We start from the raw sequence: 14,326 nt of genomic DNA on the forward strand, positions 1-14,326 counted from the left end.
GGGCTCAGCGCGAGGCCTGCGGCTTGATCACGAGGCGCGCGATGATCGACAGCGCCAGGATGGTCGCGGTGATCAGGAGCGCGCCCGCCCAGGCGAGGCCCTGCCAGTTCGGGTAGGGCGAGAGGGCGAACTGGTAGATCATCACCGGCAGGTTCGCGACGCCGCCCATCAGGTTGGCCGAGAACCAGGAATTGTTGTTGAGCGCGGTGAACAGCAGCGGCGCGGTCTCGCCGGCGATGCGGGCGAGCGCCAGGATGATGCCGGTGACGATGCCGGCCGAGGCCGCCCGCCAGGTCACGCTCATGATCACCGTCGAGGGCGGCGCGCCGAGCGCCGCGCCGGCCTCCCGCAGGGTTCCGGGGACGAGGCGCAGCATGTCCTCGGTGGTGCGCACGATCACCGGCACGGCGATGATCGCCAGGGCCACGCCGCCGGCCCAGCCCGAGTAGGTGCCCATCGGCCGCACCATCAGCGTGTAGACGAACAGGCCGATCAGGATCGACGGCGCCGAGAGCAGGACGTCGTTGAGGAAGCGGATCAGGGCCGCCAGCTTCGAGCCGCGCCCGTACTCGGCGAGGAAGGTCCCGGCCATGACGCCGACCGGTGTGGCGATCAGGATGCCGATCCCGGTCAGCACGAGGCTGCCCAGGATCGCGTTGGCGATGCCGCCGCCCTCGGAGCCCGGGCCCGGGGTCGGGTTGGTGAACAGGGTGGGCGTGAAGCCGCGCACGCCCTGGACGATCAGCATCACCAGGATCGAGCCGAGGACCAGGGCGCCCACCACCGTCGCGGCGGTGCAGGCGACGCGCAGGGCCCGGTCGGCGACGCGGCGTCCCTGGCGGACGCGGCCGGGGCGGCGCTGGGCGGCCGGGGCGATCGTGCTGGAGGAAACCATCGCGCGTGCTCCTCAGGCGGCCTTGACGCGGCGCGTCAGCAGCCGGGCGATGATGAGCACCACGAAGGTGATCACGAACAGGATGCAGCCCAGGGCCATCAGCGCGTTCAGCTGGAGGCCGTCCGCCTCGTTGAACTCGTTGGCGATGCGCGACGCAATGGTCGAGCTCGGGTCGAAGATCGACGCCGAGAGCCGGTTGGCGTTGCCGACCACGAAGGTCACCGCCATCGTCTCGCCGAGCGCCCGGCCGAGGCCGAGCATGATCGCGCCGATGATCGAGACCGCCGCCTGCGGCACCAGCACGTGCCGCACGACCTCCCAGGTGGTGCAGCCGATGCCGTAGGCGCTCTCGCGCAGCACGGTCGGGATCTGGTCGAGCATGTCCCGGGCGATCGAGGCGATGAACGGCACGATCATGATCGCCAGGATGATCCCGGCGGTGAACACGCCGACGCCCGACGGTACCCGGGCGTAGAACAGCGTGCCGACGATCGGCATGCCCTCCACGAGGTTCGAGACCGGGATCTGGACGTAGCGCGCGAAGAGCGGCGCGAACACGAACAGGCCCCACATGCCGTAGATGATGCTCGGCACGGCGGCGAGCAGCTCGATCGTCATGGCGACCGGCTTGCGGGCCCAGCCCGGGCAGAGCTGGGTCAGGTAGACCGCGATGCCCAGCGAGACCGGCACGCCGATCAGCAGGGCCAGGAAGGCGGAGGCGACGGTCCCGATCACCGCGACCAGGGCGCCGTACTGCTCGGTCCCGACGTTCCAGGCGCTGGAGGTCAGGAAGCCGAAGCCGAACTCGTGGAAGGCGGGCCAGCCGCCGTACAGGATCGAGCCGAGGATGCCGGCGAGCACGAGCAGCACCAGCAGGGCCGCGCCGTACGAGCAGGTCCGGAACAGCGTGTCGAGGCTCCGGCTCGGCGCCTTCCGCGCGGTCGCGGTACGGGTTCGGCCGAGGGCGATCGATTCGGTCAAAGCGGGCATCCGCGGTTCTCTGCGAAGGGGGGCGTGGTAGCGCGCTGCGTTCCCGGAAGCGAGGGAGGAGGTTCTCACCTCCTCCCGGCCACGCTCACATGTTGAGGACAGGCTTGCCGTCCTTGCCCTTCACGTCCTTCCACTCCTGGTGGATCAGTTCGACGACGTTGTCCGGCAGCGGGACGTAGTCGAGGTCGGTGGCGAGCTTGTCGCCGTTCTTGTAGGCCCAGTCGAAGAACTTCAGCACGGCGGCGGACTTGGCCGGATCGGCGGCGTCCTTGTGGACCAGGATGAAGGTCGCCGCCGTGATCGGCCACGCCTCCTCGCCCGGCTGGTTGGTCAGCGAGATGCCGAAGCCCGGGGCGGCCTTCCAGTCGGCGCTGGCGGCCGCGGCCTGGAACGCCTTGTCGTCGGGCTGCGGGTACTTGCCGGCCTTGTTCTGCAGCAGGGCGTAGGAGAGCTTGTTCTGCTTGGCGTAGGCCGACTCGACGTAGCCGATCGCGTTCGGCACCTGCTTCACGGTGGCGGTGACGCCCTCGTTGCCCTTGCCGCCCTGACCCACCGGCCAGGAGATCGTCGTGGCCGCGCCGTACTCCTTCTTCCAGGGCTCGGAGACCTGGGACAGGTAGGTGGTGAAGATGTTGGTCGTGCCCGACGCGTCGGAGCGGTAGACCGGGGTGATGTTGGCGTCGGGGAGCTTCAGCCCGTCATTGAGCTTGGCGATCCGCGGATCGCTCCACTTCGCGATCTTGCCGGCGTAGATGTCGGCCAGCACGTCGCCGGTGAGCTTGAGCTTGCCCGGCTCGATCCCCGGGATGTTCACGACCGGCACGACGCCGCCCATCACGGTCGGGAACTGGACGAGGCCGTCCTTGGACAGCTGCTCGGCCTTCAGGGGCGCGTCCGTGGCGCCGAAATCGACCGTCTTGGCCTGGATCTGCTTGATGCCGCCGCCGGAGCCGATCGACTGGTAGTTGAGGCCCGAGCCGGTCTCCTTGCGATAGGCCTCGGCCCACTTGGAGTAGACCGGGAAGGGGAACGTGGCGCCGGCGCCGGTGATATCGGCGGCGAGCGCCGCGGACGCCAGCTGAACCGTCGCGAGGCCGACGGCGAGCGCGTAAGCGAAGGGTCTCAAAGGAATCTCCGTTGCCGTCGGGCAAGAGCCTGCGCTGCTCCGCCGGCAAGCCCATGCCCGCGGCAGAGCCCTGCGGCCGATCTTCCGAAGAGACCCAGCGCCGGCCGCCCGATGGCCGGGCGGTTACGACAAGTAGATGACACCCGGATGACACGCGGGATGACACGCGGGGTGACACGGCGCTCCGCCCGGGCGCGGCACGGTTCCGGGCTCTCGCGCGTTCCTCTCTGCCAGGAGCGGCAGCCGGCAGCAGAAGGACGCGCGGATCGTGGGCGGCGACGAGGTGGGTGCAGCGACGGAATCCGATCCGGCCTGGCAGGCCCTGCACGCCGAGCGGGAAGCCGTGGAGCGGGCCCTGGCGCTGGCGCAGGCCCGTCAGAAATTCAGCCGCGATCCGGAGGCGGCCTCGGCGGCGCGCGTCGAGGAGGCGGAGCTGCTGGTGAGCCTCGACCGGGTGCTGACGCTGATTCGCGCGGCCGAGTATCGTCGGCGGCCGGGCGCGCGCCGCTGGTAGCGCCCGCGGTGCCGGGTCAGACCGCCCGGCGCAGCTCCCGCTCCTTCTGGCGCAGGCGCAGGAGCAGCTCGACATGCGTGTCGGTGATCGGCTGCGTGTCGACGCTGCCCTCGTAGACCGTGCGGAGCGTGAGGCCGAGCTGGCGGGTGTCGACCACCCGCTTCAGAGGCTGTCCCGCAGGCAGAGACCCATCGGACTCGACGACTGACGGCTTCATGGCTCCCTCCCGCCCTTCCACCGCCCAAACCTGCCGCGGTACCGGGATGGCCGTACTCTCACGATGAATGGTTAACGAATCATTACCTTCAACCAACGGTTAAGGTTGTCGCCCGACTACGCGTCGGCGCCCTGCAGGAGCCGCGCCGCGGCCGCCCGGGCCTCGTCGGTGACGGTGGCGCCCGCCAGCATCCGGGCGATCTCCTCCCGGCGCTCGGCGACCGGCAGGCTCGCCACGCGCGTGGCGACGCGGCTGGCCCCTTTCACCGGCGCCTTGGCGATCAGGAAATGCGTCTCGGCCCGCGCGGCGACCTGGGGGGCGTGGGTCACCGCCACCACCTGCACGGTGGCCGCCAGCCGCGCGAGCCGCATCCCGATGGCGTCCGCCACCGCGCCGCCCACGCCGGTATCGATCTCGTCGAAGATGAGCGTCGGAGCCGAGCCCTTGTCGGCCAGCACGACCTTCAGCGCCAGCATGAAGCGCGACAGCTCGCCGCCCGAGGCGACCTTCATCATCGGGCCGGGCTTGGTCCCGGGATTGGTCTGGGCCCAGAACTCGACCCGGTCGGTTCCCGCCGGATCGCGGGAGTCCGGGTCCGTGGCGATCTCGGTGATGAAGCGGGCCCGCTCCAGCTTGAGCGGCGGCAGCTCGGCCTTCACGGCCGCGTCGAGCTGCTTGGCCGCCCGGCGCCGGCCGGCGCTGAGCTTCTCGGCCGCCTCGGTATAGGCGGCCTCCGCCGTCGCGAGCGCCTGCTCCAGTCCGGCCAGCGCCGCCTCGCCGGCATCGATCGCCGCCACGTCGCCGGCGTAGCGCTCCGCCAGGGCCGCGAGGTCGTCGGCCGGGACATCGTACTTGCGCGACGCGGCGCGCAGGGCGAAGAGCCGCTCCTCGACGCGCTCCAGGTCGCGGGGGTCGAACTCCGTCTCGGCCACCGCCGCCTCGAGGACCGCGCGGGCCTCGTCGAGGGCGACCATGGCGGCGTCGAGGGCGTTCACGCACGGGTCAACCAGGGCCGGCAGCTGCGCGGCGCGCCGCTCCAGCTTGCGCAAAGCGGCCGAGAGGTGCGGCACGCCGGAATGGGGGCCGCCGACGGCCTCGAGCGCCTCGTTGAGCTCGCGCGCGACCTTCTCGGATTGCTGCATGATCGTGCGGCGCTCGGCGAGCTGGGCCTCCTCGCCCGCGAGCGGCGCGAGGGCGGCGAGCTCCTCCACGGCGTGGCGCAGGAAGTCGGATTCCTTGCGGGCCGCCTCCACGCGGGCGCGGTGCTCGGCGAGCTCGGTGCGGGCCGTCCGCACGGCCCGCGACGCGGCCGCGACCTTGGCGAGCTGGCTCTGAAGCCCGCCGAAGGCATCGAGGATCGCCCGGTGCGAGGCGGGGTCGGCCAGCGCCCGGTCGTCGTGCTGCCCGTGGATCTCCACCAGGGCCGCGCCGATCGCCCGCAGGACCTGCACGCCCACGGGCTGGTCGTTGACGAAGGCGCGGGTCCGGCCGTCCGCCATCTGGGTCCGGCGCAGGATCAGGTCACCCTCGGTGTCGATCTCGGCCTCGGCCGCGATCCGGCGCGCCGGATGATCGAGGGGCAGATCGAACACGGCCGTGACCGCGCCCTGCGCCTCGCCGTGGCGGACCAGACGGCCGTCGCCACGGCCGCCGAGCGCCAGGGCGAAGGCGTCGAGCAGGATCGATTTGCCCGCGCCCGTCTCTCCGGTCAGGACGCTGAGCCCCGATCGGAAATTCAGTTCGAGCCTGTCGATCAGGACGATGTCGCGGATCGCGAGCTGCGCCAGCATGCGGCGACGGGGATTCCTCAGGATGGGACCGCAGACATAAGGCCGCCGCGGCTCGGATTCACCCCAAAAATGCGTCGCACCGCGCGGATGGTGCAACGCGCCGGGGGCCGCAATGGGAAAGGCCCGGAGCGGCGGCTCCGGGCCTCGATCTCTCGCGTCCCGGCCCCGGGCGGGCCGGGCGGCCTACTCGGCCGAGGCGGTCTTGCCGGTGACGGTGCGGAAGATCTTCGAGAGGAACGAGCTCTTCTCCTCGCGGGGCTCGACCCCGTTCTGGGCCAGGAGCGCGTGCGCGTCCTTGTACCAGGGGCTCTCCGGGAAGTTGTGGCCGAGCACCGCGGCGGCGTTCTGCGCCTCCTGGGTGATGCCGAGCGCCCAGTAGGCCTCGGTCAGGCGCTCGAGCGCCTCCTCGGCGTGCCGCGTGGTCTGATACTTGGCGACCACGTCGCGGAAGCGGTTGATCGCCGCCGGGAAATTGCGCTTCTCGAGGTAGAAGCGGCCGATCTCCATCTCCTTGCCCGCGAGCTGGTCGCGGGTGATCTGGATCTTCGCCTTCGCGTCCGCGGCGTATTCCGACGTCGGGTACTTCTGGACCAGCTCCTGCAGCGCGACGAGCGCCTTCTCGGAGCGTTCCTGGTCGCGGGTGACGTCCGGGATCTGCTTGTAGTTCGACATCGCCATCAGATACTGCGCGTAGGCGGCATCTTTGCTGGCCGGGTGGCGCTGCAGGTAGCGCTTCGAGGCGCTGATCGCGTCGTCGTACTTCTGGCCCTCGTAATTGGCGTAGGCCGTCATCAGCAGCGCCTTCCGGGACCACTCGGAATACTGGTACTGCTTGTCTAGATTGTCGAATTTCTTGACCGCGCCCTCGTAGTCGCTGTCCTCGAGCTTCGCCAGGCCGTCGCTGTACAGCTTGTCGGCCGGGACGTCCGGCACGACCTCGGGCTTGTACTTCTCGGCGAAGATGCTGGTCGGGTCGAAGTCGCAGCCGCCGAGGCCCAGGCCGAGGACGGCCACGAAGGGCACCGCGAAGGCCGCTGCCCGGCGATGACGAATGGTGACAGGCATCTGGCGCTCTTTCCCGGAACCGGCGCCGTTTCGCGCCGTCATGCCATCGCGTGGGTGGATCCGGCCCGCCCCGGGCCGTGCCCGCCGTTCACGGACCGTTAAACCCTGCCGTTCGATTCGGGCACGAAAGCGGCAAGGCTGCGGCGGCCAGGATCGGTGGCGGGCTGTGTCCCGCCGGTCACAGGGGCTACAGGTCGCCCGCGAAGGCGGCGATGCCGAGGCCGACGCCGAGCTCGGACAGCACCGTCTCGCGGCGCGAGCCCTGCGCCTCGACGACGGCGTAGTTCGCCCGGTCGGCGAAGAGGGCGGACAGCACCCCGACATTCATCCGGTGGCCGCCGCAATAGGAGCGGTAGGCGCCCTGGATCGGCAGGCCGGCCAGGGCGAGGTCGCCGATGGCGTCGAGGATCTTGTGGCGGACGAACTCGTCCTGGAAGCGCAGGCCCTCGGGATTGACCACCGCGGTCTCGCCGACCGCCACGGTGTTCTCCAGCGAGGCGCCGAGGGCGAAGCCGGCCTTCCAGTAGCGCTCCACGTCCCGCATCATCCCGAAGGTGCGGGCGCCGGCGATCTCGCGGCGATAGGTGGCGGGCGACAGGTCCATCGCCTTGCGGGAGCGGCCGATCACCGGGCTCTCGAAATCGATCTCGACGTCGAGGCGGAAACCGCGATCGATCGGGCGCAGCTCCGCGAAGGAGGTCCCGGCCTCGATGCGGACGTGTCGGAGGATCTTGAGCCAGCGGCGCGGCGTGTCGCAGGTGGCGATCCCGATCTGGTCGATCGCCTGGACGAAGGGGAGCGCGGATCCGTCGAGGATCGGCATCTCGGGGCCGTCGATCTCGATCAGAGCATTGTCGACGCCCAGGCCGTAGAGGGCGGACATCAGGTGCTCGACGGTGGCGACGGCGCCGGTCTCGACGTCGCCCAGGACAGTGCAGAGTTCGGTGGCGGAGACGAGGGCGTGATGCGCCTTGATCAGGCGATCGTTGCCGTGGGTGGTACCGGTGCGGAGGAAGGCGATGCCGTGATTGGCCGGAGCGGGTCGAATGGTGATCTCGGCGGGGTTGCCGGAGTGAACTCCGATCCCCGAGAGAGTCGCCGGCCCTTTGAGGGTCGTCTGTTTATGCGTTCGCATTCCTTAGCCCCCGGGCGCGACCAGATCCCGTCACCCCGACTGGAGGTGAGGAGAAACTGACTGATCCGTCCGCTGCTTGATGCCCTAGCCCACGCGATCAGGTTGTGTCCTGCCGCGTGTCGTCTCGATCACATGGTTTCTATAGCTGCGCCGCACAGGGCAGCCAAATCACGGATTCTTACGGTCTGTTACAGACACGCTTAGCGGTCCGTCACCGCAAAGCGCTGCTTCACCAATGGCTTAAAGGTTGGTTAATACGTGACTAACCCGCGGCCGTTCTGTGGCGCGGATGCACCATGCGCCCCGGCTCGGGAGGCGCGGTGCACAGCCTTGTCGAAGTCACCATACCACTGCAACAACCATGAGTTGCTTTGCTGCAGCGCGAAGGGGCCGGCGGTTTCCCGCCAGCCCCAGGCCGTGTTGGAGACCCGGACCGGTCAGTTCGCCTGGCGGCGGAGGAAGGCCGGGATCTCGAGCTGATCGTCGTCCATCATCCGCGGCTGAGGCGCGACCCGGCCCTGCGCGTCGAGGTTGCCCTGGGCCGGGCGGTACTGCGGGACCGCGGGCGCGGCCGGAGCGCGCGGGGCCGGCGGCACGTGAGGCTGACCCATGTGCGGCTGACCCATGTGCGGCTGCGGGGCGACGGCCGAGGCCGGACGGGCCGCCGGGGCGCCGTCCATGTCCTCGCGGCGGCCGCCGAAGCCCACGGTCGCGAGCCGGCGCAGCAGCGAGGTCCGCTTGGATTCCGGGGCAGTCTCCTCGGCAGCGCGGTTCGCCATGATCTGCGTCTGGGCGATCGGCGGCAGCTCGTGGATCTGCGGCATGCGCGGGGCGCGGGCGAGCGGCGTGCCCGTCGGGGCGGCCGGACGCGGCGGCACGAACGGGCCGGCCTCGACGGCGGGCGCCGCCTCGACGCGCTGCGCGCGGCGGGCGGGACGACGACGCGCGCGGCGCGGCCTGGACCGGGGCGAGCACGACGTCGTCGCGGGTCACCGGGGCGGCGGCCTCGATGCGGGTCTCCATCCGCGACTGGGCGCATTCGGGGGCCGAGAGCGGCGCGGGGCGGGGCGGAGCTCGGCGCCGGGGCGACCGACTCGGTGCGGATGCTCGGCACCGGCGAGGCGGCGCGCGAGGGCCTCGGCGCGCGAGGCGCTCGGCAACCTCGGCGATGCGCTGCTCGGTCTCGGCGATGGCCGGGTTGTTCGGCGAGTTCGCCGAGATCAGGGCCGGCTCGATGCCGGTGGCGACCACCGACACGCGGATGATGCCGTCCAGGCTCTCGTCGAAGGTGGCGCCCAGGATGATGTTGGCGTCCTGATCGACCTCCTCGCGGATGCGGGTGGCGGCCTCGTCGAGCTCGTACAGGGTCAGGTCCGAGCCGCCGGTGATCGAGATCAGCAGGCCGCGGGCGCCCTTCATCGACACGTCGTCGAGGAGCGGATTGGCGATGGCGGCCTCGGCAGCGCGGTTGGCGCGCTTCTCGCCGGAGGCCTCGCCGGTACCCATCATGGCCTTGCCCATGCCGCGCATGATCGCCCGCACGTCGGCGAAGTCGAGGTTGATGAGGCCCTCCTTCACCATCAGGTCGGTGATGCAGGCGACGCCCGAGTAGAGCACCTGGTCGGCCATCGCGAAGGCGTCGGCGAAGGTGGTCTTCTCGTTGGCGACCCGGAACAGGTTCTGGTTCGGGATCACGATCAGGGTGTCGACCGCGGCCTGCAGCTCCTGGATGCCGGACTCGGCGGTGCGCATGCGGCGCATGCCCTCGAACTGGAACGGCTTCGTCACGACGCCGACCGTCAGGATGCCCATGTCGCGGGCTGCGCGGGCGATGACCGGGGCGGCGCCGGTGCCGGTGCCGCCGCCCATGCCGGCGGTGATGAAGCACATGTGGGCGCCGGAGAGCTGGTCGCGGATCTCGTCGATCACCTCGTCGGCGGCGGCCGAGCCGACCTCCGGGTGCGAGCCGGCGCCGAGGCCCTGGGTCACGCCCAGGCCCATCTGGATCACCCGCTCGGCCTTCGAGGAGGTGAGCGCCTGCGCGTCGGTGTTGGCGACGACGAACTCGCAGCCCAGCAGGCCCGACTCGATCATGTTGTTGACGGCGTTGCCGCCGGCGCCACCGACGCCGAAGACGGTGATGCGGGGCTTGAGTTCCCGGATGTCCGGCGCCTGGAGGGTGATGGCCATGGTGTCGAGCCTCTCGCTAACTGTGCTGTCCGTGCGACGCCTGGGCGCCGGATTCCCTTCGATCCCCCCGCGCGAGCGGGCGGGCGTGAAACCTAGAAGCTGTCCCGGAGCCAGCGGCCGACCCGGTTCAGGTAGTTGTCGGTCCCGGTCGCCGCGAAGGCGCCGTGCCCGCGCGGCTCGAAATGCTCGGCATGGGCCACCTGCGGGTAGACGAGCAGGCCGACCGCCGCCGAGAAGGCCGGACCCTTGGCGGCCTCCGGCAGGCCCCGGATGCCGAGGGGCCGTCCGATCCGCACCTGACCCTGGAGGACGCGGCGGGCGACCTCGGGCAGGCCGACGAGCTGGCTGGCGCCGCCGGTGAGGACCACCCGCCGCCCGGCCTGGGCGGCGAAGCCCGCGTCGCGCAGGCGGTCCCGCACCAGCTCGACCACCTCCTCGACGCGCGGCTTGATGATCCGCACGAGCTGCGAGCGCGGGATGTGGGCCGGCGCCTCGCCCTCGTCCTCGCCGACGCCGTGCACGGCGATCATGTCGCGGTCGTCGGAGGGGGTGGAGAGGGCCGAGCCGTAGAGGGTCTTCAGCCGCTCGGCCGCCGCCATGCGGGTGGAGAGGCCGCGGGCGATGTCCATGGTGACGTGGTGGCCGCCGACCGCCAGGGCGTCCACGTGCACGAGGTGGCCGCCGGAGAACACGCCGACGCTGGTGGTGCCGCCGCCCATGTCGACGACGCAGACACCCATCTCGGCCTCGTCGTCGACCAGCGCCGAGAGGCCGGCCGCGTAGGGCGTGGCGATCACCGCCTCGACGCCGAGGTGGCAGTGCTCCACCGCCAGCATGACGTTGCGGGCGGCCGCGAGCTCGCTGGTGACGACGTGCAGGTCGACGCTGAGCGCCTCGCCGATCATGCCCGACGGGTCGATGACGGCGCCCTGCCCGTCCAGGGCGTAGCCGGTGGGCAGGGCGTGCAGCACGGCCCGGCCGGGGCTGACGCCGTGGGCGCTCGCGGTCTCGAGCACCCGCTCGACGTCGCTGCCCGTGACGGTGCCCGAGCGGACGTTCACCCGCGCCTGGAAATGCTGCGAGGCGAGCCGGCCGCCCGACATGTTGACGATGACCGACTGGACCTCGACCTTGGCCATCCGCTCGGCGGCGTGCACCGCCTGGCGGATCGCGCTCTCGGCCGCGGCGAGATCGACGATGGCGCCGCCCTTCAGGCCCAGGGAGCGCTGGTGGCCGATGCCGATGATGCGCGCGAGGTGCGTGCGGCCGCGGAGCGTCGTGAGCGCCTCGGCGGGCTGCAGCTCGGCGATGAGGCAGACCACCTTGCTCGTGCCGATGTCGAGCACCGAGAGGGTGGTCGAGCGCCGGGCGGAGAGCGGCTTCAAGCGCGGCGTGAGGCCGTGTTGGCTGTGCATTGACGCTACCGGGCGCGGGATGCGGGACGAGCGGAGATCGACAGGAAGGGCATCAGCTGGCCGCGCCCTTCTTCTTCGCCTTCTGGGCTTCCGCGCGGGCGGCGGCGGCCTCCTCGGTCAGGCGCACCACCAGGCGGTCCGGCATGCGCAGGTCCACCGCGATGATGTCCTTCTCGAGCAGGTGGGCCTCGCGCTCGAACCGCACGAGGCGGGCGAGCGCCGCGGCCGGGTCGGCCTCGGGCAGGCGCACGTCGATGCCGTCGAACTTGAGGGTCCAGCGCCGGCCGGACACGTAGGTGCCGGCCTTGATCCGCTCGGCGAGCGGCCCGGCGGCGGCGATGAGGGCGAGATATTCCGGAAGCTTGGTGTTGGCGTCTTCGCCGACCACCAGGGGCAGGCTCGCGTAACGGTCGTCGCGCATGGCGTCGATGACGGTGCCGTCGGCGGCGATCACGTTGATCTCGCCGTTCTTCTGCCATAGGGCCGCGGGCTCGCGCTCCACCTGGGTGATGGCGATCTCGTTGGGGTAGATCTTCCGGACCGAGGCCTGCGCGATCAGCGGCACGCGGAGCAGCCGCTCGCGCACGTCGTTGACGTCGAGGAAGGGAACGGAGGAGCGCCAGTCGATCCCGGCGGCCGCCAGGACCTCGCGCTCGTACATGCGGGAGATGCCCGAGATGGTGACGCGCTCGACGCCGAAGCCGGCGATGCGCGCGGCGATGTCGAGGGGGCGGCCCTGCTCGGCCACGAACGCGTCGTAGCGGCCGCTCGCCACGAAGCCGGCGAGCGCCACGGCGGCGGCGGACACGGCGACCGCCACGATTCCGGCGCCGCGGGGCAGGCGCTCGCTCAGCCGCTGACTCGGGCGGGCCCGACGAACCGAGAGCGACCGGGACGTGGCGCGGCCGGCGAGCCGGCCCAGGATCGCGCCGGCGAGGCGCGCGGGACCGCTCCGGCCGGCGGCGTCGCCGCTCAGCGATTCAGGGAAGCGTCCTCCACCATCCATCGGACGAGCTCACCGAAACTCAGGCCCGCATGGGCCGCCATCTCCGGCACAAGGCTCGTCTGGGTCATGCCGGGTTGCGTGTTGACCTCCAGCACCACGAGCAGACCGGTTCCACCCGGTGTGTCGTCGTAGCGAAGGTCGGCACGGCTGACGCCCCGACAGCCCAGTGCTTGATGCGCCGTTAACGACAGTTCTTGGACACGCTGGTAAACATTTGGTTTAAGTTCGGCCGGGAGCACGTGAACCGAGCCCCCCGGAGCGTACTTGGCGTCGTAATCGTACCAATCCCCCGTGGCGGCCTTCACCTCGATCACCCCGAGGGCCTTGTCGCCCATCACGCCGCAGGTGAGTTCGCGGCCAGCAATGTAAGGTTCTGCAAGGACTTGCTCGCCGAACGTCCATTCCTCGGAGGCGAGGATCTGGGGCGGGTGCGAGCGGCCGTCGCGCACGATGATCACACCCACCGATGAGCCTTCGGCGATCGGTTTCACCACGTAGGGTGGCGGCAGGGGGTGTGTCCTGGCGGCCTCACGACGGTTAACGATCCGGCCCTCCGGCACGTCGACGCCGGCGGCGCGCATGACGGTCTTGGCCCGCTCCTTGTTCATGGCCAGCGCCGAGGCGAGGACGCCGGAATGGGTGTAGGGGATCTTGAGGATCTCCAGCAGGCCCTGGATCGTGCCGTCCTCGCCGTCAGGTCCGTGGAGCGCGTTGAACGCCGCGTCCGGCCGGAGCGCCGTCAGCACGGAGGCGATGTCGGGGCCGACATCGACCCGGGTGACCCGGTAGCCCTCCCCTTCGAGCGCGTCGGCGCAGGCCTTGCCGGAATTGAGGGAGACCTCGCGCTCGGCGGAGGTGCCGCCCAGGAGGACGGCGACGTGCTTGGACATCAGGGCACCTCGAAAAGGTCGGCTTCAATCAGGATCTGAACGCACCCGAACGGTCGCTGCGCCGGCCGAGCATCGTATCTCGGCCGCGTCGGCGCGTCCGGAAGACCGCTCTCACTCGGCGCCGGTGGGCCGGCCGATGCGCCGGATCTCCCAGCGCAGCTCGACCCCGCTGGTGTCGCGGACGCGGCGGCGAACCTCCTCGCCCAGCCCCTCGATGTCGGCCGCGGTCGCGTCACCGGTATTGATCAGGAAGTTGCAGTGCATCTCGCTGACCTGGGCGCCCCCCCGCCTCAGCCCGCGGCAGCCGGCGGCGTCGATCAGCTGCCACGCCTTGCCGCCGTCCGGGTTGGCGAAGGTCGAGCCGCCGGTCCGCTCGCGGATCGGCTGCGCGGCCTCCCGGGCGGCCGTGACCCGTTCCATCTCGGCCTCGATCGCCCTGCGGTCGCCGGTCCGGCCGCGGAAGACGGCGCGCGTGAAGATCACGTCCTCTGGGGCGTCCGAATGCCGGTAGGAGAAGCCCATGTCGGCGTGGCTGAAGGTGCGCAGCGCGCCCCCGCGGTCGATCCCGCGGGCTTCCACCAGCACGTCGGTGGTCTCGCCGCCATGCGCGCCCGCGTTCATGCGGAGCGCGCCGCCGATCGACCCGGGGATGCCGCGATAGAAGGCGAGCCCGTCGAGCCCGGCCTCGGCGGCCGCCTTGGCGAGGCGCATGTCCGGGACCGCGGTGCCGACGGTCAGCGCGTCGCCGTCGATCGCGATGCTGCCGAAGGCCTTGCCGCCGAGGCGGACCACGACGCCCGGCACGCCGCCGTCCCGCACGATCAGGTTCGAGCCGAGCCCGATCACCGTGATTGGCACGTCCGGATCGAGGGTCGCGAGAAGGCGGGCGAGATCCTCCTCGTCGGCCGGGGTGAACAGGACCTCGGCCGGTCCGCCGACCCTAAACCACGTGAGGTCGGCGAGCGGCTGGTCGGCGAGCAGGCGCCCGCGGAGGTCGGGCGCAGCGGCCCGGATGCGATCGTGCAGAGAGGCGGTCATCTGTGTGTCTCCCCTCGCCCCGCCCGCGGGGAGAGGGATGCGGCGATCCTGGTGT

The 14,326-nt window shown here is 71.1% G+C and carries 12 protein-coding genes and 1 pseudogene; 1 reads left to right on the forward strand and 12 read right to left on the reverse strand.

From position 1 onward, the window contains the following. Positions 1 to 4: 4 nt before the first annotated feature. From pstA to pstS, 3 genes are all read right to left on the reverse strand, one after another. Entirely contained in the window at positions 5 to 895 is an 891-nt protein-coding gene (pstA, locus tag BKE41_RS12990; RefSeq protein ID WP_012319310.1) for a phosphate ABC transporter permease PstA, read from the reverse strand. 12 nt (positions 896 to 907) lie between these two features. Continuing rightward, positions 908 to 1,885, reverse strand: coding sequence for a phosphate ABC transporter permease subunit PstC (gene pstC, locus BKE41_RS12995; RefSeq protein ID WP_070999512.1), 978 nt, complete (start codon positions 1,883 to 1,885; stop codon positions 908 to 910). Between the two features lie 85 nt (positions 1,886 to 1,970). Further along, positions 1,971 to 3,011, reverse strand: a complete 1,041-nt coding sequence (pstS, locus tag BKE41_RS13000) for a phosphate ABC transporter substrate-binding protein PstS (RefSeq protein ID WP_012319312.1) — start codon at positions 3,009 to 3,011, stop codon at positions 1,971 to 1,973. Between the two features lie 268 nt (positions 3,012 to 3,279). Here pstS and BKE41_RS13005 point away from each other — a divergent pair, with 268 nt between their 5' ends. Continuing rightward, positions 3,280 to 3,525: a hypothetical protein gene (locus BKE41_RS13005; protein ID WP_024830025.1), complete on the forward strand. Its 246-nt coding sequence runs from the start codon at positions 3,280 to 3,282 to the stop codon at positions 3,523 to 3,525. A gap of 16 nt (positions 3,526 to 3,541) precedes the next feature. On the opposite strand, the gene BKE41_RS13010 is transcribed toward BKE41_RS13005, so the two are convergent. The 9 genes and pseudogenes from BKE41_RS13010 to murB all read right to left on the reverse strand — a co-directional run bounded on the left by BKE41_RS13010 (position 3,542) and on the right by murB (position 14,271). Then, positions 3,542 to 3,742 carry a hypothetical protein gene (locus tag BKE41_RS13010; RefSeq protein ID WP_070999514.1) on the reverse strand — a complete coding sequence of 67 codons (201 nt, stop codon included), beginning with the start codon at positions 3,740 to 3,742 and terminating at the stop codon, positions 3,542 to 3,544. 116 nt (positions 3,743 to 3,858) lie between these two features. Beyond that, a complete protein-coding gene (recN, locus tag BKE41_RS13015; protein WP_024830023.1) occupies positions 3,859 to 5,532 on the reverse strand; it encodes a DNA repair protein RecN in 1,674 nt (557 codons plus the stop codon). 183 nt (positions 5,533 to 5,715) lie between these two features. After that, complete coding sequence (locus tag BKE41_RS13020; RefSeq protein ID WP_012319316.1) at positions 5,716 to 6,597, reverse strand: outer membrane protein assembly factor BamD; 882 nt, start codon at positions 6,595 to 6,597, stop codon at positions 5,716 to 5,718. A gap of 187 nt (positions 6,598 to 6,784) precedes the next feature. After that, positions 6,785 to 7,732 carry a UDP-3-O-acyl-N-acetylglucosamine deacetylase gene (gene lpxC / locus BKE41_RS13025; RefSeq protein ID WP_012319317.1) on the reverse strand — a complete coding sequence of 316 codons (948 nt, stop codon included), beginning with the start codon at positions 7,730 to 7,732 and terminating at the stop codon, positions 6,785 to 6,787. A 437-nt stretch (positions 7,733 to 8,169) separates the two neighbouring features. Next, positions 8,170 to 9,922: pseudogene (ftsZ, locus tag BKE41_RS13030) on the reverse strand (cell division protein FtsZ). A gap of 92 nt (positions 9,923 to 10,014) precedes the next feature. Then, positions 10,015 to 11,337, reverse strand: a complete 1,323-nt coding sequence (ftsA, locus tag BKE41_RS13035; RefSeq protein ID WP_012319319.1) for a cell division protein FtsA — start codon at positions 11,335 to 11,337, stop codon at positions 10,015 to 10,017. Positions 11,338 to 11,389: 52 nt separating this feature from the next. After that, the gene (locus BKE41_RS13040) at positions 11,390 to 12,343 is read right to left on the reverse strand and encodes a cell division protein FtsQ/DivIB (protein ID WP_024830021.1); all 954 of its coding nucleotides are present in this window, start codon (positions 12,341 to 12,343) and stop codon (positions 11,390 to 11,392) included. Continuing rightward, positions 12,310 to 13,233: a D-alanine--D-alanine ligase gene (locus BKE41_RS13045; protein WP_012319321.1), complete on the reverse strand. Its 924-nt coding sequence runs from the start codon at positions 13,231 to 13,233 to the stop codon at positions 12,310 to 12,312. Before BKE41_RS13045 ends, BKE41_RS13040 begins: the two co-directional genes overlap by 34 nt. A 111-nt stretch (positions 13,234 to 13,344) precedes the next feature. Further along, positions 13,345 to 14,271 (reverse strand): UDP-N-acetylmuramate dehydrogenase, encoded by a 927-nt coding sequence (gene murB, locus BKE41_RS13050; RefSeq protein WP_070999520.1) that lies wholly within the window; start codon positions 14,269 to 14,271, stop codon positions 13,345 to 13,347. Positions 14,272 to 14,326: the final 55 nt, after the last annotated feature.

The organism is Methylobacterium sp. C1 (assembly GCF_001854385.1).
In the GTDB taxonomy this organism is placed as follows: domain Bacteria; phylum Pseudomonadota; class Alphaproteobacteria; order Rhizobiales; family Beijerinckiaceae; genus Methylobacterium; species Methylobacterium radiotolerans.